At 67.6% G+C, this 18,830-nt stretch carries 20 protein-coding genes, 2 tRNA genes and 1 pseudogene; 5 read left to right on the top strand and 18 right to left on the bottom strand.

The annotated features are described in order from the left end of the window. Positions 1–392: 392 nt before the first annotated feature. From AB3K78_RS01235 to AB3K78_RS01180, 12 genes and pseudogenes are all read right to left on the bottom strand, one after another. A pseudogene (locus AB3K78_RS01235) lies at positions 393–641 on the bottom strand (relaxase/mobilization nuclease domain-containing protein); the annotation flags it as partial. 203 nt (positions 642–844) lie between these two features. Next, a complete protein-coding gene (gene mobC, locus AB3K78_RS01230) occupies positions 845–1,252 on the bottom strand; it encodes a plasmid mobilization relaxosome protein MobC (RefSeq protein ID WP_416447276.1) in 408 nt (135 codons plus the stop codon). A gap of 864 nt (positions 1,253–2,116) precedes the next feature. Beyond that, positions 2,117–3,019, bottom strand: coding sequence for a single-stranded DNA-binding protein (locus tag AB3K78_RS01225; protein ID WP_416445457.1), 903 nt, complete (start codon positions 3,017–3,019; stop codon positions 2,117–2,119). A gap of 46 nt (positions 3,020–3,065) precedes the next feature. After that, on the bottom strand, positions 3,066–3,614 hold the full coding sequence (locus AB3K78_RS01220; protein ID WP_416445455.1) for a thermonuclease family protein: 549 nt from the start codon (positions 3,612–3,614) through the stop codon (positions 3,066–3,068). Between the two features lie 188 nt (positions 3,615–3,802). Continuing rightward, entirely contained in the window at positions 3,803–3,976 is a 174-nt protein-coding gene (locus AB3K78_RS01215) for a hypothetical protein (RefSeq protein ID WP_416445453.1), read from the bottom strand. After that, positions 3,966–4,448 carry a hypothetical protein gene (locus AB3K78_RS01210; RefSeq protein ID WP_416445451.1) on the bottom strand — a complete coding sequence of 161 codons (483 nt, stop codon included), beginning with the start codon at positions 4,446–4,448 and terminating at the stop codon, positions 3,966–3,968. The genes AB3K78_RS01215 and AB3K78_RS01210 overlap by 11 nt, the downstream gene beginning before the upstream one ends. A gap of 38 nt (positions 4,449–4,486) precedes the next feature. Continuing rightward, entirely contained in the window at positions 4,487–4,837 is a 351-nt protein-coding gene (locus AB3K78_RS01205) for a hypothetical protein (protein WP_416445449.1), read from the bottom strand. A gap of 2 nt (positions 4,838–4,839) precedes the next feature. Continuing rightward, positions 4,840–5,211, bottom strand: coding sequence for a hypothetical protein (locus AB3K78_RS01200; RefSeq protein WP_416445447.1), 372 nt, complete (start codon positions 5,209–5,211; stop codon positions 4,840–4,842). Further along, entirely contained in the window at positions 5,208–5,468 is a 261-nt protein-coding gene (nrdH, locus tag AB3K78_RS01195) for a glutaredoxin-like protein NrdH (protein WP_416445445.1), read from the bottom strand. Before nrdH ends, AB3K78_RS01200 begins: the two co-directional genes overlap by 4 nt. Before the next feature lie 586 nt (positions 5,469–6,054). Then, complete coding sequence (locus tag AB3K78_RS01190; protein WP_416445443.1) at positions 6,055–7,446, bottom strand: ParB/RepB/Spo0J family partition protein; 1,392 nt, start codon at positions 7,444–7,446, stop codon at positions 6,055–6,057. A gap of 452 nt (positions 7,447–7,898) precedes the next feature. Next, a complete protein-coding gene (locus AB3K78_RS01185) occupies positions 7,899–8,540 on the bottom strand; it encodes a hypothetical protein (protein WP_416445441.1) in 642 nt (213 codons plus the stop codon). Between the two features lie 390 nt (positions 8,541–8,930). Beyond that, the gene (locus AB3K78_RS01180) at positions 8,931–9,605 is read right to left on the bottom strand and encodes a DNA-processing protein DprA (RefSeq protein ID WP_416445439.1); all 675 of its coding nucleotides are present in this window, start codon (positions 9,603–9,605) and stop codon (positions 8,931–8,933) included. Positions 9,606–10,039: 434 nt separating this feature from the next. Between AB3K78_RS01180 and AB3K78_RS01175 the strand changes: the two genes are divergently transcribed. Continuing rightward, the gene (locus tag AB3K78_RS01175; RefSeq protein ID WP_416445437.1) at positions 10,040–10,339 is read left to right on the top strand and encodes a hypothetical protein; all 300 of its coding nucleotides are present in this window, start codon (positions 10,040–10,042) and stop codon (positions 10,337–10,339) included. A 62-nt stretch (positions 10,340–10,401) separates the two neighbouring features. On the opposite strand, the gene AB3K78_RS01170 is transcribed toward AB3K78_RS01175, so the two are convergent. Further along, positions 10,402–10,995, bottom strand: a complete 594-nt coding sequence (locus AB3K78_RS01170; protein ID WP_416445435.1) for a TetR family transcriptional regulator — start codon at positions 10,993–10,995, stop codon at positions 10,402–10,404. A gap of 277 nt (positions 10,996–11,272) precedes the next feature. Continuing rightward, positions 11,273–11,899, bottom strand: a complete 627-nt coding sequence (locus AB3K78_RS01165) for an SOS response-associated peptidase family protein (RefSeq protein ID WP_416445433.1) — start codon at positions 11,897–11,899, stop codon at positions 11,273–11,275. 353 nt (positions 11,900–12,252) lie between these two features. Here AB3K78_RS01165 and AB3K78_RS01160 point away from each other — a divergent pair, with 353 nt between their 5' ends. Further along, on the top strand, positions 12,253–13,095 hold the full coding sequence (locus tag AB3K78_RS01160) for a hypothetical protein (protein WP_416445431.1): 843 nt from the start codon (positions 12,253–12,255) through the stop codon (positions 13,093–13,095). Here AB3K78_RS01160 and AB3K78_RS01155 read toward each other — a convergent pair. The 4 genes from AB3K78_RS01155 to AB3K78_RS01140 form a co-directional block, all read right to left on the bottom strand. Next, on the bottom strand, positions 13,092–14,360 hold the full coding sequence (locus tag AB3K78_RS01155) for a Y-family DNA polymerase (protein ID WP_416445429.1): 1,269 nt from the start codon (positions 14,358–14,360) through the stop codon (positions 13,092–13,094). The genes AB3K78_RS01160 and AB3K78_RS01155 overlap by 4 nt on opposite strands. 4 nt (positions 14,361–14,364) lie before the next feature. Beyond that, a complete protein-coding gene (locus AB3K78_RS01150) occupies positions 14,365–14,805 on the bottom strand; it encodes a LexA family protein (protein WP_416445427.1) in 441 nt (146 codons plus the stop codon). Positions 14,806–15,162: 357 nt separating this feature from the next. Beyond that, positions 15,163–15,231 (bottom strand) — tRNA-OTHER (locus tag AB3K78_RS01145). A 3-nt stretch (positions 15,232–15,234) separates the two neighbouring features. Continuing rightward, positions 15,235–15,642, bottom strand: a complete 408-nt coding sequence (locus AB3K78_RS01140; RefSeq protein ID WP_416445426.1) for a tyrosine-type recombinase/integrase — start codon at positions 15,640–15,642, stop codon at positions 15,235–15,237. A 660-nt stretch (positions 15,643–16,302) separates the two neighbouring features. On the opposite strand from AB3K78_RS01140, the gene AB3K78_RS01135 reads away from it, so the two are divergent. The 3 genes from AB3K78_RS01135 (at position 16,303) to AB3K78_RS01125 (ending at position 18,793) form a co-directional block, all read left to right on the top strand. Next, positions 16,303–16,368 (top strand) — tRNA-Ile (locus AB3K78_RS01135). 590 nt (positions 16,369–16,958) lie between these two features. Then, positions 16,959–17,372 (top strand): peptidoglycan-binding domain-containing protein, encoded by a 414-nt coding sequence (locus AB3K78_RS01130; protein ID WP_416445424.1) that lies wholly within the window; start codon positions 16,959–16,961, stop codon positions 17,370–17,372. A 617-nt stretch (positions 17,373–17,989) separates the two neighbouring features. After that, positions 17,990–18,793: a hypothetical protein gene (locus tag AB3K78_RS01125; RefSeq protein ID WP_416445422.1), complete on the top strand. Its 804-nt coding sequence runs from the start codon at positions 17,990–17,992 to the stop codon at positions 18,791–18,793. The last annotated feature ends 37 nt before the right edge of the window (positions 18,794–18,830 follow it).

The raw sequence follows: 18,830 nt of genomic DNA, 5'->3' as shown, positions 1-18,830 counted from the left end.
AACCCGGCAACCTGGGTACGGCTGCCGTCGACGAAGCGCGGCCGCACGAGCAGCCCCTGCCGGCGGATCCGACGCACGAACTCCGCCTCCGAGCGAGAGCCTGCAGCTGCAGCGCGAATCCCGCGTGCGAGCCGCACCCGATCGAGCTCCCGGGTCTTCTGCGCCTCGATGCGAGCCTCACGAGCCGCAGCGGGAAGGTCACGCCACAGCGGGCCGGTCCCGGCCCGCTCAGCCTCGTACTGCTCCTTCGCGCGCCTGCGTGCCTGCGCTTCACGCTCGCCGCGCTGGTAGCCGCGGGAGGAACGGCCGCGGCCCGCGGACTTGAGCTCCTCGAGGCCGTGCTTCACCTCGAGCTCGCGGCACACCTTCTGCGCGCGCGGGAAGTCGTGCCAGGTATCGGCCTTCGTCCCGTCCTCGCGCACCAGCTGCACCGCGAGGTGGATGTGGTCGTTCCCGGCCTTGCTCTTGCCGTGCCGGATCGCGACCCACCTCATCGGGGCGCGCGCCCCGTCCTGGTCATCGAAGCCCATGCCCTTGAGGAAGTCACCGGCGATCTCCGCCCACTTCTCATCCGTGAGCTCGCCCTCCTCGGCGGCGATCGACAGGGAGCAGTGCCAGACGTGCCCGGACGGGATCTTCACTCCGAACTGCTTGCGCGGCTGGTCGAGGTTCGCGGTGATGTCCTTCACCGCCTGGTCGTCGAGCTCGCCGCGGCCGACGTACCAAGCCTGGATGAAGGGGTCTCCCGCGATCGCGTGGGGGTACTCGTGCTCGTTCGCCCGCCCCGGCCCGGCGAGGTACGAGATGAGGCCGTGGAAGCGGTCACCGCGCTCGACGTGCGGGATCACTTGAGGCCCTGCCCCTCGAGCCGGTCGTAGAGGCCGCGGCTGCGGCGCGCGAGCTGCAGCAGCTCGATCAGGATCTCCGCGAACGGGCCGCGCAGCTCGGGCGGGAGCTGCCCGCCGGCGTTCACGACGTGCGCGATCTGGTTGAGGTTCACACCCACCCGATTGAACTCTCTCGAGAGCCCGTTGATGTAGGCGATGATCTCGTCGACGTCGGACTTCGTGACGCCCGAGTCGCTCGCGAGGGCACGCTCCACGAGGATGCGCGGGAAGGTCTGCCCCGTCGCGCGCCGGATCTCCTCGAGCTTCTGCAGCTCTCGCTGCGACAGCCGAACGTTGACGCGGCCGCCCCGTCCGCCGGAGACGTTCTCGCGTCGACTCCGGCCCGCCGGCTTCTTCCCCTGCATCGCCACGTCGATCACCTCCAGCCAGCGCAGCGACCCCGAACCATTCGGGGACCCACTCAATAGAGTGGCCAGCCCGCGCACCAAAAGCGCGGGCCAAGTTGAGTTAGGGCACCTAACTCTTTAACTTGCTCCGCAGGTCATGCCCTCCAGGCCGGGCAGGCCTGTGACCCCTTCGGGGTCGAGCCGATCCCGGCCGGACCCGAACCGGTCGGCGCATCGTCTCCGCCCAGGCCGGCCCTCCGGGCCGCCTGGGCCCCGCCCGCCGGCGGCCCGCGGGCGGCTTCCGGCCGCTCCGGACCCGACGTCGACGGCGAGGTCCATCGTCGATCGTTGGTCGCGATCGCAGTCGCAAAATTCGCGATCACCGGCGTCGCCGCCTGCAGAGCGGATGGGGTGGAGGGACGTCGGGGCGCCCCCGCGGGGCGCCCCGACGACGAGACCGCGAAGCTGCACTGTCTGGTTCGCCGCGCATTACCCAGAGCATGAGCAGTTCGATCCCGCTTGAGACCCTGTCCGCCCTGGTTCTGGCCGCCGACACCGTCTGGCGTTTCTACGCCGAGACGCCCCTCAGCAAGATCCTCCTGCCGGGGTTCGTCCGCGTCTGGTGGGACATGGCCCCGATCTTCGCGGCCGCCTGCTGGTGGGGCGCGCAACCGCGCTGGCACCGGTTCCGGTCCCGCCGCCGCTTCCCCGCCCCACGCCGGCGACGCCCCGCGGCCTCATCGCGAGCGGCGAGACCGTGGGGCAGGAACAGCGATGCCCGCGCCCCGGTCTACTGGGCGCGGGCGGAGAAACAGCTGTGCCCCGCGCACGGGGCGCGGGGCACAGAGCTGGGGACAGTGAGCGTCCCGCAGGGTTGGGGCGCTACATCTGGCCGACGTCCCGTCGCGCCTGCGCCACCGCGTCCCAGTGCGACGTCGCGGCGGGGGCGCTCGAGGGGGCAGCCGTGGCGGGGGCAGGGGCGGAGACCGCAGCGGCGGCTTCGTTCCAGCTGAGCAGACGCCCCGTCCCCTCGAGCTGGTCGATCACGCAGGTGAGGAACAGCGCCGCGGCCCGCGGGAGTCCAAGCGGGGCGAGCACCTCGATGAAGCGATCACGTGCGCCCCCGGCGTTCTGCACCAGAGACTCGGCCGCGCCCATGAGGTTGTCCGCGTGCTCGGGGCGCAGGTAGCGGTCCTGCACCAGGAGGCTGACGCGGCGCCCCATCTCTTCGTAGGCGCTCGCCCCGTCGACCGCGGGGGAGGCCGCCCCCGCTGCGGCCGCGTTCGAGGCAGTCGCCACGGGCGGTGCCGGCACCGGCGCCGCGGCGGGCGTCTGCGACGAGGCGGGCGTCTGCGACGAGGCGGGCGTCTGCGACGAGGCGGGCGTCTGGTTCTGCTCGAGCTCAGCGCCGCGTGCGTCCGGCTCGGTGCCGTCGACCGGGAGCTTGGCGTATGCGTCGAACTGGAGGCTCGTTCCGATCTCGTCCGCCTTGACCTTGTGGATCTGGCGGACCTCGCCCTCGTTCGTCGTGAACTCATCGGTCCACGAGCGGCCGGAGAAGAACACGCGCAGCTTCCCGCCGGCGGCCTTCGCGCTGCGATCGAGGTTCACGGCGTACTCGCCGGACACGGCGACCTCGTACGCCACGGTCGGGCCGTCGACCCACTGGCCGTCGCGCTTGATCCGGTCGGTGACGAGGATCCTTGCGTACAGGTACGGGCCGTGATCCCCATGCTTCAGAGTGGGGGCCTTGGCGAGGTTTCCGACCTTGCTGATGAAGCTCATGATGTTCTCCTTGTGATGTGTCGTTCGATGGTGTTGGTGGGCTCGGCTACTGGCAGTCGTGCCAGTAGCCGAGCTGGTTGGTGCGGGCGAGATCCGCGTCGTGGCGGTACTCGGCCTGTCCGGCGTACGGGGTGTCGTAGGTGTGCTCGGGGCCGGCGCCCATCGCGAGCAGGTACAGGGCCACGCTCGAGCGGTCCGGCGTGCCCTCGCCCGTGAAGACGTGGCGCAGCAGCCGCCCGTACTTGTCGGTGCTGGCCTGCGACGGGTCCGGGTAGAGGGCGACCTTGGTGCCCTTGGGCAGGAGGCCGCGCAGCATGTCGCGGGCCTCGACCGCCCAGCACTCGTCCGGGCCTTTGCCGTGCCCGAGCTCCGGGGTGTCGATCCCGATCAGCCGCACCCGCTCGGGCACGCTACGGCCGTCGCGAGTGACAGCGATCGTGTCGCCGTCGACCACGTACTCGACGGTCGCGACCTCGCTCGTGGGCTTACCCTCGGCTTTCCACGCAGGCGGCTTTACGCCCAGGGTGAAGGGGATGAGCATCGCGACGATCGCGCAGAGGAAAAGCACTCCCCCGGCGATCAGCGTGAGCTTCATGCCTCGGAACTCATCGTCCATCTCGGCTTACTCCCTTCCGCAGCTGCTCGGTTCGGTGGGGCCGGCGCACTGCTCGTTCTTCCCAGAGGTCCTTCGCCGAGCTCCCCAACTCTTCCCAATAGAGCGGGTAGCGCACCCCCGCGACAGCGAGGATCTTCGCGTTCTTGTTCACCTGCACGGGCTTATAGTCAGCGGTCATCGTCCTCGTCTTCCTTCATGTAGTTCCAGAAATCCCGCACCCACTCGTCGGCATTGATCCCCAGCAGCACCAGCAGACCGATGACCACACCGGCAGGAATCGCTATGACCGGGTACCAGAGGGCCAGCGTCCGCACCAGATGAATGGGCTCTTCACCGTTCATCGCGGACCCCGCTATCGACAGAGCCGGCCCGACCCCGAGCAATGAGTTCTTCCGCGGACGGGGTGTTGTGGATCTTGCGCATCGTCTCGGCGAGGCGATCACCTGCGAGGTTTCGCTCCTCGAGGAGCACGCCCGTGAGCAGGATGATCGCGACCCGGTGCTCGTCGACGAGCTCGCGGGCGCGCGCGATCGCCGCGCGGTGCAGCACCGAGAGGGTGAGCATCCCGTCATACCCTGTGGGCTTCTCCCCCGCTCCGATGATCTGGGTGAGGTGCGAGAAGGCGCGCACGTCATCGCCCTGTGCGCATCCCTGGTTAAGGCCGATCGGGGCGAACAGAATGAGCAGGTTGTGCCAGTGCTCGTCGGCACGGCTCAACCCCTCGGCAGGGTCGAACCTGACGTGGCCTCCGCTGTTCCCTATGGCGCGGGTCTGGATCTCGGTGACCGTATGCCCGAGCACGTCGGCGATCACTGCGTGCCGGGCCTCGTGTTGGGCGACGGACAGCAGCGTCACCTCGTCATGGTCTGGGCGCGTAGCGGGGCCGCAACACCCATGCCAGCACCGACCGTGGGCGCCTGACGGCCGGACGTGGCTAGCCGAAACACATACCTGATGAGAAGCGCGAGAGCGACCGCGAAGAACAGGCACGAGATCACGAGTGCCTCCTTCTCGGGGTCACCGTCGAGCCCGGCCCACAGCCGGTAGACGTAGAGGGGGCCGACGAATACGATCCATGTGCCGATCAGGAGCTTGGCGAGTTTCCAGAGCCCGGCAAGGATCGCGAGAGCGATCTGGCTGATCTGGTCCCTATGATCGGTCAGCCAGGTTGCTGCGGTTCGAAGCAGGGTGGCGATCTTCATGGTCAGTACTTCCCTTCGGGGTCGGCATCCCAGATGGTGCCGTCGTTGAGGTCGATGCGGAGATGCCCGGTCTCGTCTTCGGTGTCGATCTGGATGAGCAGCGCTCCGTCGATTTCTGATCGGGTCACGGTCACGTCGACCGGCTCACGCTGCGTAGTCAGGGCGGGTGCGACCGCGGCTCGTCGTCTCCGCACCGTCGGGATCGCGAGGAGGATGAGGAACGCCCCGATGAGGAGCGCGAACCAGACGCCGCTCAACACGGTTTCCGGGTCGGAGAACAGCACGCCGAATGCGCCTGTCAGGCCGACCAGCACGGCGAGCAGCAGGACCACGGTCATCCCGACCTCGAAGGCGCGCAGGGCCTTAGCGTTCATCGGGCTGCCCCCGTTCCCTCGGCCGCGAGGTTCACGAGCTCCGAGATCCTGTCGGGGCGGAATCCCGACCAGTGCTCAGCACCGGCGACGACGACGGGCGCCTGAAGGTAGCCGAGATCCTTGACGGCCTGGAGTGCTGCCTCGTCCGTGGAGAGGTCGCGGACCTCGTACTCGAGGCCTTTCGCGTCGAGCGCCCGGTAGGTCGCGGTGCACTGCCCGCAGCTGGGCTTCGTGTAGACGGTGATCGTGGTGTTCATGAGTTCCTCCATTGGTCAGATGCGTTCGACGCGCAGTCGGGTTAGGCGTGGTTCTTCGGGCGGATGAATGTGCGGTACGCCCACCTCGGCCAGTAGGTGACGGTGATGATGACGGCCACTGCGGTGGTGAATGGATCGACCATGAGTTCGTGTTCCTTTCGTCTCCTCCCCCTCATTTCTTTTGCCGGGGAGGCGAGAATCGCCGACAGCGGCGCGGAGCTGGAGCGCCAGGTGGAGGAGCAGACCCGCACGGCTGGAGCGCAGCGGAAGACGGGCGAGGATGCGACGGCCGGGAATCTGCGGAGCTTGCGGAGCAGATTCCCGAGCCACCTGGTGCGGAGGCGGAGCGGCGCTACACTGCTGCTGCTTTCCGGCAATTGAATGCAGGCGTTGCCTGCTGAGCCGCCCGCGGAGCGGGTGTCCGAAGGGGTGACGCGCCCCAGCGCGGCGGCCCGTGCGTCCCGCGGATGCGGGACGGGGCAGGGGTGTGCGAGGGGGCGCGGCCCCTTCGCGCACGGCGGAGTCGGGCTCCCCGCCCCGGATGCCGGGTGCCCGCCGCGCGTTCGGGCGGGCACCGAGCTCAGGGTCAGGCCGTCTCGGTCTCAGGCTCGGTCTCGGCGGGCAGTGCCGGGGCCGCGGCGATCTTCTCCACCGGGCTGAGCGAGTAGCCCCACTCGGACAGAGCGACGAGGTATCGGGCGGTCTCGGTGCGCGGTGAGCGCCAGGTCTGTCGGTCGGTGGACTTCTCCACCGCGGCGAGGGCGATCGCGAGGGCGACGTGCTTGTCCTTGGTCGGGTGGCTGGCCAGGTAGTCCGCGAGCGCCTGACGGCTGGTGCCCTTCACGCCGAGCAGCTCGGCGGCGTAGCCGCTGCCGGTGCGCATCGCGTCGCTCACGGCGTAGTAGGAGACGGTGAGCATCTCAGCGGTCACGGCCACCGCGTTCTTCGGCATGGTCTTGCGGGCGAAGAACTGGGCGAGCCATTCCCGGCGCACGGTCTCGGACGCATCCCACGCCTTGTTGTTCGCGATCAGCTCCTTCCGTTCGGCCTTCTGCTCATCCGTCATCGGCCCCTTCTTCGCACCGCCGCTGATGCCGTAGTAGCTCTCGCTCAGCTTGAACCCGAGCGCCTCGGGGTCCTGTACGTAGTACTCGGCCCGCGGGCCGGTCGCATACTTGATGACGGTTGCGAACACGCCCTCCTTGCCGATCACGTCCTCGACCTCAACGGCGCTGTCGTCGGCCTTGCGCAGACCGCGGATCGGGAACGGCGCTTCGCCGTGGTACGGGCGCTCGGTGAGCACGGTCACGCCCTGCTTCTCAACCTCGGCGATCAGCGGCGCGCATTCGGCCCGGTCGGCCCGGTCACGCCGCTCACGCTCGACCGCATGGGGAAAGTAGCCGGGGTCGGTAATCGCGTACTCCGTCAGCTGCTTGACGGCCTCGGGGTCATCCTCGAATTCGAGCAGGATTGCGGCCTGATCCAGGGTGAGGCCTTCGGAGAGGAGCTGCTTGCCGCTGTCGGCCTTCGCAACCGCGATGCCGGTCTTGATCTGGTCGCGCTTCGCGCCGGTGCGCTTGGCGATCTGCGCGACCGAAAGCCCCTCAAAGGTCAGCTGCTTCCACGCCTCGATCCGGTCGCCCTGCGTGAGTTCGATTCGGTGCTCGTTCTCCGCGAGCTGCACGATGATGCGGTCAGCCTCGGTGCCCTGCGCGTCCACGACGTAGACCGGGACGGTGGCGAGGCCGACCTCGCGGGCAGCGGTCGTACGGCGCTGACCGGCGCGCACGTGCACCTGCCCGTCCGCGGCGCGGGTCGCGATGATCGGGGTGATCACGCCCGAGTCGCGGATGCTGTCAAGGAACTCCGGATCGAGGGCGACCTCGCTGCGGACGTTGGTCTCGATCACGAGGGTCGCGGGGTCCAGGTGCTCGATGGTGCCCGGGGTCGCGGGTGCGGACTGGGTGGTCTGGGACATGGGGTGTCTCCCTAGGTTTGCTGCGCCGCGGGGGCGCGTGTTCCGGTGTGATTTCCTCCCCGCGTTTCTTTTGCCGGGGAGGCGAGAATCGCCGACAGCGGCGCGCAGCGGAGCCCACAACCGAAGGGGAGCGCGCGGCGTCAGACGCGCGGCCTGACCCGACCCGTGCGCAGCGCAGCGGAGCACGGGGGCGGTTGGGGGCGCAGCGGAGCGTCGCTATCCTGTCGCTTGCTTCCCGGCAAAAGATGGGCAGGCGGAGCCTGCTGAGCCGCCCGCGGAGCGGGTGTCCGAAGGGGTGACGCGCCCCGGCGCGGCACCCCGGCGTCCCGCGGATGCGGGACGGGGCAGGGGTGTGCGAGGGGGCGCGGCCCCTTCGCGTCGCGCCCCGCGGGCGTGACACCCGCCCCGCCCGCCGGCTGGCGGCCGCCCCGCTCGGAGACGGCCGCCACGGGTCAGACGGTCGCCGGGATCCGCACCACGCCTTCCGGGAGGTACGAGTTCGGGTTCTTCGCGTTGTCCTGGTCGTCGTATCGGTCGACGTAGGGCAGGCCGCTGCGGTCCTGCCCGTTGACCCGAGCCCGTGGCTCACCGACACCGATCACGGTGCGGAGCTTGTATTTCGGCCCGTCACCGAAGTATTCACGCGTCCACACCTGCGCGCCGATGTCGAGGGACTTCGAGTCGACCTCGACCCCGTCCAAGAAGCCGTCGAGGCGGTCCCGCTCGGGCTGCTTCTCGTCGATCTCACGCAGCATGACTTGAAGATCGTGCGTCCGCTGCTCGAATTCCGGGCCGTGGATGCGCCCTACGATCCGGTAGTCCTCGATCACGTACGTCCCGTTGTCGTCCGGAGCAGTGGCCTGAAGGTTCCGGGGGTCGCACGTCTCGATCGAGACGGTGTGGCCGTCGTTGCGGAAGTAGTTGACCAGCATCCCCGCGTACGGGGCGAGCCAGTACCCCTCGTGGCTGGCCTTGGGCAGGCCCGCGAGCTCCGCGTAGCGGAGGAACGCGGTGATCGAGTCAAGTCCCCCGTTCCAGTGCAGGTAGATGCCGACGCTCGCGCCCGGTGCCGTGATGAATGCTCGGTTTCCCATCAGTGTTCCTTTCCTCTCCTCCCTCGTTCTTTTTGCCGGGGAGGCGAGAATCGCCGACAGCTGCTCGCGCCGGCGGCACCAACCGGAAGGGCGCGCGCGGCGTCAGACGCGCGATCTCAACCCGGCAGGTTGGGGGCGCCGGTGGGGGCAGCTATCCTGTCGCTTGCTTCCCGGCAAATAGGGCGCAGGCGCAGCCTGCTGAGCCGCCCGCCCCGCGGGCGTCCGAAAGGGGTGACGCGCCCCGGCGCGGCACCCCGGGCGTCCCGCGGATGCGGGACGGGGCAGGGGTGTGCGAGGGGGCGCGGCCCCTTCGCGTCGCGCCCCGCGGGCGTGACACCCGCCCCGCCGAGCGGGCGGGACGCCCCGTGCTGGGGGCGCCCCGCCGCTTCGTCACTGGCGGGCCGTGAGCACCAGCTCGCTGATTTCTGCGGCGCTGACCACCAGATGCGCCCCGTTGTCCCGGATCAGCGTGTGGCACCCCTTCGACATCGCGCTCGTGATGGGGCCGGGGACCGCGGCCACAGTGCGCCCGGCCGCGGCCGCCTGCGCCCCAGTCCATACCGCGGGCGAACGCGGCCCGGCCTCGACCACCACGGTGACGTCCGCGAGGTGGGCTGCGACCTGGCTTCGGCGCATAAACGAGAACCGGGACGGGCGACGCTCGGACGGGTAGGGCGACAGGATCAGGCCGCCACGCTCGAGGATCTGGTCGAACAGGTCACGATTCCCGGAAGGAAACGGCACATCGAGACCGCTCGGGAGCACGATGACCGGCGCGAACCCGGCTTCGAGGGTCGCGCGGGCCGCGGCTGCCGCGATCCCGAATGCGCCAGTCGTGATGATCGTGTGGTCCTCGGCGAGCTCGCGCACGAACTCGGTTGCGACGTGCTCGCCATACGCGGTGCTGGCGCGCGCCCCGTCGACAAGCACGGCGGACTGGTTCGATGCGAGCAGCTGCAGGTTGCCCATCGCCCACAGCTCTTCCACGCCGGGCTCCACCGCAGCAAGGCGGAGGAACAGGCTCCGGTGCAGGTCGGGCGTGAGGTGCTGGATCGTGTCTCTCATTCGGCGTTCCCTTCTCTCTCCTCCCTCGTTTCTTTTGCCGGGGAGGCGTTTACGCCGACAGCGGCGCGCGCCGGAGAACGCAACCTAGAGGGGAGCGCGCGGCGCAGACGCGCGAACTCGACCCGACAGGTTGAGGGCTCCGGTGGGAGTCGCTAGCCTGCCGCAGGCTCCACGGCACAAGATGCAGGCGCAGCCTGCGCAGCCGCCCGCGGAGCGGGTGTCCGAAGGGGTGACGCGCACCGGCGCGGCACCCCGGGCGTCCCGCGGATGCGGGACGGAGCAGGGGTGTGCGAGGGGCGCGGCCCCTTCGCGCACGGCGCTGCCGGGCCCCCCACGTGACCACGACAGTCCCGGGCTGGGGCGGCGAGATCCTTGGTTTATTCAAATTTGAAACGGATTAGACGTACCGGAACCCCGGTACGTACGATCCGGCCATGTCCCCCTTCACGTTCACCCTCCCCACACGCGTGCCCCTCGAAGACCTCGACCCGGGCTCGTACACGGCCTGGGAGTTCTACCGCGACAACACCCCGAACCCGTGGCTCTCGCTCTGGGACTGGATGGAGCAGAACACGCACTTCGCCGAGTACTACGCGGAACCCGTCGAACCGCGACCAGCTCCCGCAGCGGCGACGGACGGTCCGCAGCTACTCCCGGACTACCTCGTGCGGGAGCTGCCGCGCATGTGCTCAGGGATGCCCGCCGAGCCGCAGCCGGCAGCCTCGCGCGCCTGACCCTGGATATGAGTGTGCCCCGCACCATCGGTGCGGGGCACAGCCATTTCAGAGCCGGTGCGTCAGGCGGCGGGCGCCGGGATCCTCGCGAGCAGGACCGGGAGAGCCCGGCCGATCCGGGCCGGGAGATCCGCACCGGCAGAGAGCGCGAGCGACAGCGCGCACGCACCGAAGAACACCTCGACCAGGGCCTCGGCGAGGGTGTAGACGTCGACGGCCGTGGAGATCTCTCCGCGCTGGTGCGCGCCTATGAGCAGCTGCGTGACGCGCTCGAGCAGGAGCAGCTGTGGGCGGCCGGCCTGCAGCTCGAGCGTGGCAACGTTCTCGGCCGAGAGCCGGAGGCCCGCGCGCACGACCGCGCTCGAAGCAACAAGCTCCGCGAGCTGCACGAGCGAGTACTCGACGCCGTCAACACCGGGCACGTCGTGCTCGGTGGCCGCGGTCATCCGCTGTTCGGCCTCTTCGACCAGCGTGCGACCGATGTCCTGCTTCGTCTGGAAGTGGAACAGCATCGTCCCCACCGCAAGTCCTGCATCCGAGACGATCTTTGCGTACGTCGTCGCAACGTACCCATCGGCCGCGATCCGCACCGCGGACGCCTCGATCAACGTCGCCCGCGTCCGGATCGCTCGTTCCTGCTTCGGCATGTTCGGCATGACCACCATTCTCTTGCTCCGTACAGCGTCTCAACGCCCCATCGTTCGAGGCTCTTCCGCTCTTCAGAAACGACAGACCGCGCACCAACCCGACGATCAGCACTCACCGCAAGGCCACGCCGCTCCCCGGAATGACCTACTTGGCACTGGTCCGGCCTCTCGCAATCCCCTGGAGGATCCGCCGCAACCACATCCCCCGTTTTTCCCAGCAAGCCCGCGGAGCGGGCGCAGCGCAAGCGGCCGCTCCCAGGAGCGACCAGACGGGAGCGATGCGCGGTCAGGAGATGGGCGAAACCGCGAGCGAAAGCTCCTCGGACGCGAGCTGCACACGAGCGACAAGCTCGGCGTCGCCGGGCACCGCAGGGTCGAGCCATTCGTCGTACATCTCGGGAGGAATGATCAGGGGCATCCGTGGCTCGCCGCTGATCTTCGCGATCACGCTCGATGCTTCTCCGATGCCGAGCCGAGTGACCATCGAGTAGCTGAGCTCGGGTCCGTCATCCTCAACCTCGCGGGGCGCGATGATCGCCGCGATCATGAAGGGCTCGGCGCCGGGCAGGCTCCAGGTCTTCCCGCCTTCGTCGTACCAGTTCGCGGGCAGGAGTGCGCGGTGCTGGAAGCGCTTCCGCCAGCGGCGCACGAGCATGTCGTCGCGCGAGTTAAACGCCGAGAACTTTGCCTTGGCTCCGCCGAGCCAGAGCCACCACCAGGCGAGCTCGACGTCATGCTCGAGCCCATGGATGATCGGGTTGAAGTTTCGGGCGCGGGGGCCGGTGATCTTCGCGTGGCCGCCGCCGTCGCGCGACCATGCGCGGACCGCGGCGTCGGTGTCCTTCTCGTCGAGGACGACGGCGTCGTCTGGGAGCGGGTGCAGGGCACCGCCGAGCCCGTAGCTGGAGCACATGCGCTCAGGATAGATCCGCTCGAGCGATCCGGCCACCCCTCCGATGAGTGTCTGGCAACCCCCGACTAATCAGTTGGAGCTGCCAAATTCACTCGAAAGCCGCTGATGCTGCAACGACAACTCAGGAACCACATCATGCGATCCAATACGTCATAATCTCAAATGTGAACCCCACAAGTAGATCCAAGCTGAGGCCAGCACCTAGCGATCATGGTAGTCCCGCCAGAACGAGCCTGCCGTGGTGGATCTGGGCACTCGTTTCAGTCAGCGCTCTGCTTGCCATCACTGTCGGCCTGGTCGCCGGGTGGGATGCACAATGGCCTCACGCGGGCTTCTGGGCCCGAGGATTCATCTTGCAGAACGGCGCGGGTATCGCCGCCGGACTCGGCGCCATTCTCGCAGCACTCATTGCTTTCCATGGCATCTCTAGACAGATTGGCCAAGCCAACCAGTCCCTGGCGCAGGCGCGGGAAGCAAATGACCAGGCATCTTGGTGGAGAACTTTTGAATGGGCGGCGGAGCGAGTCGCACCTTCCAAGCCTGGAACTCCATCGCTATCGCCACATTTGCTAATGGGCACGCTTAGCGTTCTGCGAGATTCCGCTCCGGATGAGGCCCAGCAGCGGGCGTGCAGTTCACTCGTAGATCATGTAGCACTTGTCGTCGAAACCAACCAAGCTGCCGAGAATACGCAGAACGTTGCTTCCAAGCCGCAACCAAACTCAGGCAAGCAAAAGACAGAGTCGTCCGAATCAGCCAACGCAATGGATGCGCTGATGCAGTGGATTCATGAAACATCAGGTAAACCCTCAGCTTCCCCCAAGGCCATCGAAGTTGTGTCGCGACAAAAATTCACAAATAGCCTCGTCGGCGCTGCGTCGCGCGAGAAGCTAGGGATCGCTCAGGCGCATGGACCCTCTCTGCGAAGCGTTGGAAGCTCGGGATATATAGAGCTGATTCCAAAGGAAGGGTCACAAGTTCGGCTCAGCTACGTCAGCCCTCAAAAATTAAGGCTTGCAATAGATGAGAACTTCATTGAAGAGAGCGAAGTGCCCGAGATCCTAGTGACATCAAGCGCGAGCGGGCTGATTCATGGAATGAAAGCCGGAAATAATAGTTATGTCGGCGTTTGGAATGACCCACTTGATACGCCCAAGATAATGAACTTGGCGCGCACCCTTATGAGGCCCCTCTAAGCCTGAACTTCCCGCAACTCTCCCCAATGGGTCATTGCGCGCGGAGACAGCATCTCGCGTCTCATGTTCCAGACGGGCGCATCCTTGAGTCCGCCGTAGCCGACTCCGATCGAGGTCGGCCCAAGCTTGCGCGTGATCGCGTCGAGAGTGTCACCGACGTGGCGGCCCTCGAAGTCGAGCGCGAAGAGATCGAGCGGGGTCGCTGAGGTGAGCGGGCGGAGGTCGGTGAGGACGACGCCGGCGCGGACATAGCGCGCCTCGGGGTGGAGCTTCGGGAGGAGCATGTGCGCGGCCTTCCCGATCCAGATCGGGTCGTCGGTGTGCGCGGGCATGCCGACCGCGATGTGCCCGGAGTGCGCGATCCCGGACTGCGCGAACGGCGATGTAGACGCCCACGCGGAGACCACCGCGGCGGCCTGCCCCTGCGCGCGGAGTCGGCCGCTGACCTTCTGCGCGTAGATCGACAGCACCTGGCGCATCTCGTCGCTCGACGACACGGGGCGCGAGAAGCTGCGGGAGAAGATGAGCTGGTCCTTGTAGGCGCGCGGCTCGGGCTCGATCGGGATGCAGGAGATCCCACGGAGCTCCATGACGGTGCGCTCGAGCACGACGGAGAATCGCTTGCGGATCCACTTCGCGTCAGCGTCGCGAAGGTCCTTCACAGTGTGGATCGCGAGCTCGGCGAGTTTCTTCCCGGTGCGGCCGGCGACACCCCAGAGGTCGGTCACGGCGAGGGATTCCATGATGCGGTCGAGCTGGGCTTGGTCGTAGCGGCCGAGGTGGCAGACGCCGTCGAGCGCTGGGTCCGCCTTCACGCCGAGGATCGCGAGCTTCGCGAGGGTCTTCGACGGGGCGATGCCGACGCGGACGGGGATCCCGGTGCAGCGCATAACCTCGGCGCGGATCTCGCGGCCGACGCGCTCGAGCTCGGCTCGGTCGCCGCGGAGCCCGATGAAGGACTCGTCGATGGAGTAGACCTCCTGCCATGCGGCGTAGCGGCCGATGATCTCCATGACGCGGGCGCTGAGGCTGCCGTAGAGCTCGTAGTTGCTGGACTTCGCGATGACGCCGTTCCGGCGCGCGTAGGTTTCGAGCTTGAACCAGGGCGTGCCCATCGGGATCTGGCGAGCCTTTGCCTCCTTGTTCAGGGCGACGACGCAGCCGTCGTTGTTCGACAGGACCACGATCGGTTTGCCGGCGAGGCCAGGATCGAAAACGCGCTCGCACGAGGCGTAGAAGCTCTCGCAGTCGACGATCGCGACCATGTGCTCAGCCGCGCGGGACATGGTGCAGGCAGGTCGTGACGACGCCCCAGATCTGGAGGTCGGAGAGCTCGGGGATGATGATGTTCGGGTAGGCGGGGTTCTCAGGTGCGAGGATCACCCCACCGTCCGGGGTGCGGCGCAGGCGCTTCACGGTCATCTCGCCGTCGACGTATGCGATGACGACGTCGCCGTCCTCGGCGCGGCGGCCCTTGTCGACGATGATCTCGTCGCCGTCGTAGATCCCGGCGCCGGTCATGGACTGGCCGCGGACGCGCATGAGGTACATGGACGAGGGGCTCGTGAGCAGGTGCTCGTTGAGGTTGATCTCGCTGGTGGTGTAGTCCTGAGAGGGCGAAGGGAAGCCCGCGGGGACCTCGGATCCAGCGACGAGCACAAGCGCCGGTCGCGCGTCGCTGTCGACGGGCCGCACGTTTTCGACCTTCATGACACACCCCCAACGTTCGAACATTTGTTCGATTGTCGATGGTACGTCCTCGAAGCGACATTCAGCCAGTCGGCGTCACGAGACTGGCGCGGCGGCTGTGCACGATGCCCTCCGACGCGGCGACATCTCCCTCGGCATAACAACCCCCGCCCCGGTGTCGCGACGGCGCGGAGACAGATGTCGCGACCCGATGGCGCGACATGTCGCGTCTCCCGAGAGCGACGCCAGTCGAGTCCCGACGACACTGTCGCGACTCAAACATCCACGACCACGCGCCCGACACGCAAGAGGAACGTCCCCTGACTCAGAAACGCCCCTCCTGTGCGTGATGTCGCGACGTAGGCGACTCCCTACATGTCCCCCTCGCAGGAATCGAACCTGCGCCCCGCTGACCAGAGTCAGCAGCCCCACCATTTGAGCAGGGGGCAGCTACGCGACGCGTCGCTGATCCCGGTCGGTGGACCGACGCTCCGCTGGCGCAATCCGCGGGATTCGCGCCACAGCAGCACGGATCTCGTCATCCTCAACCAGGACGTAGAGCTGCGTCGTCGCGAGCGACGCGTGTCCCAGCATCTCCTGCACCACGTGGATCGGGGTGCCGTTCGCGAGGAGCATGCATGCATAGAAGTGCCTGATGCTGTGCCCCGTGATCTTGGGGTCGTTGATTCCGATCCTGCGGAGAGCGTGGCCGATCTTTGTGCTCGCCGACTTCATCAGAATGTGCCCTCCACCCTCCGGGAACGCGCTCGACACGTAGGGCGATGGGAACCACCACCCGGTTCGCGGCATGCGTTCGGCAATCTCAACGACAGCCTCGGGCAACTGAATGACCTGCACCAGACCCCCTTCCGAACCGCTCGCAAGGTTAGGCCGATGGGGTCGTAGTCCTGACCCCGAATCCGAACCGCTTCCCCGATTCGAAGTCCGGTGTTCGCGAGGACGGTGATGAGGTCCTTCGTGCACTGCCAAACGTTCAACTCAAAGAGTGCCGTGACGTGAGCCATACGGATCGGGCGCGCTCTTCGCCGAGGAACTCGAACACGGGGCAGCCTTGCCGCCGGGCTCTTCTCCACGTACCCTTCCTCGACCATCCACTGCCCGAAGCACTGGAGGTACGAGCGCTCGACTTGTTTGCTTCCCGGCGCCATCTCGCCGCCGGTCCGGGCATGTGGTCGGTTCAGGAATCCGATCAGGTGGTCCATGGTCAGGCGTTGGGGCGGCACGCCACTCATTCGGGCGAGACGCTCAAGCATCTGCCGGCGGTTGTCGATCGTGCGCGCGCTCAAGCTCGCGGCCCGCTGGTGGGCGTCAAATCGCGCCAGGACGGTCTCCCAATCCATAGCTCTCCTCTAGAAAATACGAAAGGCGCAGGGTTGGCCCCCACGCCTCAGCGCATTGTTTCAACTAACCGTTAGTGCATACGGTTGACTCGCCAAGCTTTTGAAACCTGGCCGTTCGCGGCTCCCCGAAGTCGACATGGATCACCTCGCCGACTCGATCTACGTCGACCGAAGTAGCGAACTTATAATCCGCGGGTCGCGGGTTCGAGCCCCGCCGGGCCCACTCCTCACCAGGGCCAGAGACCCCCGCTTCGGCGGGGGTTTTCTGCCGGGTCGGTCCTGCCGACGCGTGTCGCGGTCCGACCGAAGAAACAGAAGCTCGCGCCGCGCGTCACCGATACCCCAGCAGACCTGCTCCACGGGCGTTTCGGCCGGCCCTGTGGGCGCGGGCGGCGCCGCCGGCCGAGCGGAAGGACCTCGGGCAGGCGCTCCGCACCGCGGTCGCACACCCCCGCGAGCAGTTCGGCACACACGGGTTCGGCTCGCACAACGCGTCCCACCCGCGACCGCTGTCGCCGCAGGTGACCGTCGCGGGCAGCATGCACCAGGCGCGGCTCGCGGCCCGGGCATGTAGCTCGCAACCCGGAGGTGCCCCGCGTCGCCCCACCGAGTGACGTTCGGCGCCATTCTGCTCGGGGCCAGCCCAAACAGGAAATAAAGAAAGTCCTCTCATTGCCCCCTACGGCGCGCAAGAGACCGAGGGGGACAAAACATGAATCGAAAACAATATGAAATCCGAAGTTGACGGGCACTAGACCGTGACGTAGGTTCACTAGACCTCGAATTTTCACATCAGGAGGAAACATGGGAAAGTTGGCAAAGAAGCTGGCGGCCGCATCACTCGCAATCGGAGCTGTCGCAGGAGTCGGCATCGCGGTCGCTCCTGCAGCACAGGCCGTCACTTATTGCTCAAGCTATGAGAACATCATCCCCGGCAACGGGGCGTGGTACAAGATTCCGAGAGCCGGCGACAGCTACAACTGCATTTTGGAATCAGGGAACAATAGCGTGGCTGTGACGGTCCTCCAGCAGACACTCAACAAATGCTACGGGCAAGGCATTGCGACAGACGGCGCATTTGGCCCTGCTACCTATCGGGCGCTGATGAACGCGCAGCGCGCTGACGGCATCGGAGTCGATGGAGTTTACGGGCCGGTGACAAAATCGAATCTGAAGTGGTGGGGCGGCGGGTCGATTTGCACCCGGGGCTACCAACTCGGCATCTAACCGCTTGCTGCCCTCCCTGAAAGGCGCCTCAAGCTCACGCTCCATTTTCACCTCTCGACACCACAGGCGCGAGGCTCGTGGCTGCCGGTCGCAGGGTGTTGGTGCCCCGCACTTCCTTCCTGGGAAGTGCGGGGCACCGTCATTTTCGGGCGGGCACTGCCTGCCCAGCGGATGCTGCGGTGAGCGTCGGCTTAGCCCGGGGCGCGGCGTCGTCCAAGTATGCAGCTCGAATACCGGCGCGGTCACCCAGGGTGATCGCGCGGTCGCAGGCATCACCTCGGGCTTGAGCGCTTCGTCGGAGATCGCGAAGGTGCGCCGTCGATGCCGAGCTCGTCGGGACTCGGCCCGCGCATTTCCTGCCGCGTTCAGTCGATCCCCGCCACCCGGAGTCGAGAGCCGGCAATCCGCGGGTCGCGGGTTCGAGCCCCGCCGGACCCACTCCTCAGCAGGGCCAGAGGCCCCGCTTCGGCGGAGGTCTTCTGCCGCACCGATGGGCGCGCGAACCCTGGGCCCGTACTCCGGATAGAGTCACTGAGGGTCGTGCGCGCATTCCGCGGCATGCCCTCGGCTACACAGCCGACACTGCGGGGTTCCGTTTTCTCGGGAGGGATTTGTCGATGGATTGCGTGCTTGCGGAGACGGGAGGCGGGCCGACCCTCGCCCTCGGACTGGTGGGTGTTGCGGCGGTCGCCCTCGGAACCGCACTGATCCTGTGCCGGAAGACACCGCGCGCGACGCACGGGACGCTCGCGCTGATCGCGATCCTGGTCGGCGCGGCGACCCTGACGGGCGTTTCCGCACAGCCCGCGACGGCGGCGTCGCCCTGCCCGCCGAGCACTCGAACGGCGGCACCGTCGACCACGCCGTCACCCGAGGCGTCCCCCGCACCGGATCCGACCCCGACGCCAGCGCCGGAGCCCACCACCCGACCCACGCCCACCCCGAAGCCGACACCCACCCCCACGCCCACCCCCACTCCGACCGTCCTCGACGGCGAGGTGACGGCCGTGCTCACCAGCTCGATCGACGACCGCGGCTCGCAGTCGCTCACGTACACCGGGTCCTTCGGTCCGAGCACGGCTTCGACGGCGCCCGTGCCTGCGGGTTCCACCGTCGAGTTCACCATCAAGAACAACGTGTACGGCGGCGGGACGGGAGCCGCCGCGTGGACGGTCGATCCTCGCCTCACCTGCGCTCCGTCACCGCTGCCCATCTCGCTGAACACGGGCGGGAAGTTCACCGAGACCGTCGTCGTGAGGTGCCGCACCACTGCGGCGCTGCAGCCGCGGGTCGCCCCGGCGACGGTGACCGTCACCGTGGATCCGAGCTACAGCGGCAGCATCGACTCCGCGATCGTCGACCTGCCCGGCGATGTCGACGCGACGAACGACACCCGGCGTGCGGAGATCGTCGGCCCGTAGCCGGGCGGCGTGCGCCGCGCCCGAAGAACGCCCAGCG

The sequence above is a fragment of the Leucobacter sp. HNU genome (assembly GCF_047946755.1).
GTDB lineage: Bacteria > Actinomycetota > Actinomycetes > Actinomycetales > Microbacteriaceae > Leucobacter.
The sequence above is the reverse complement of the archived record's forward strand: the minus strand, read 5'-3'. Positions and strand labels throughout refer to the sequence as shown.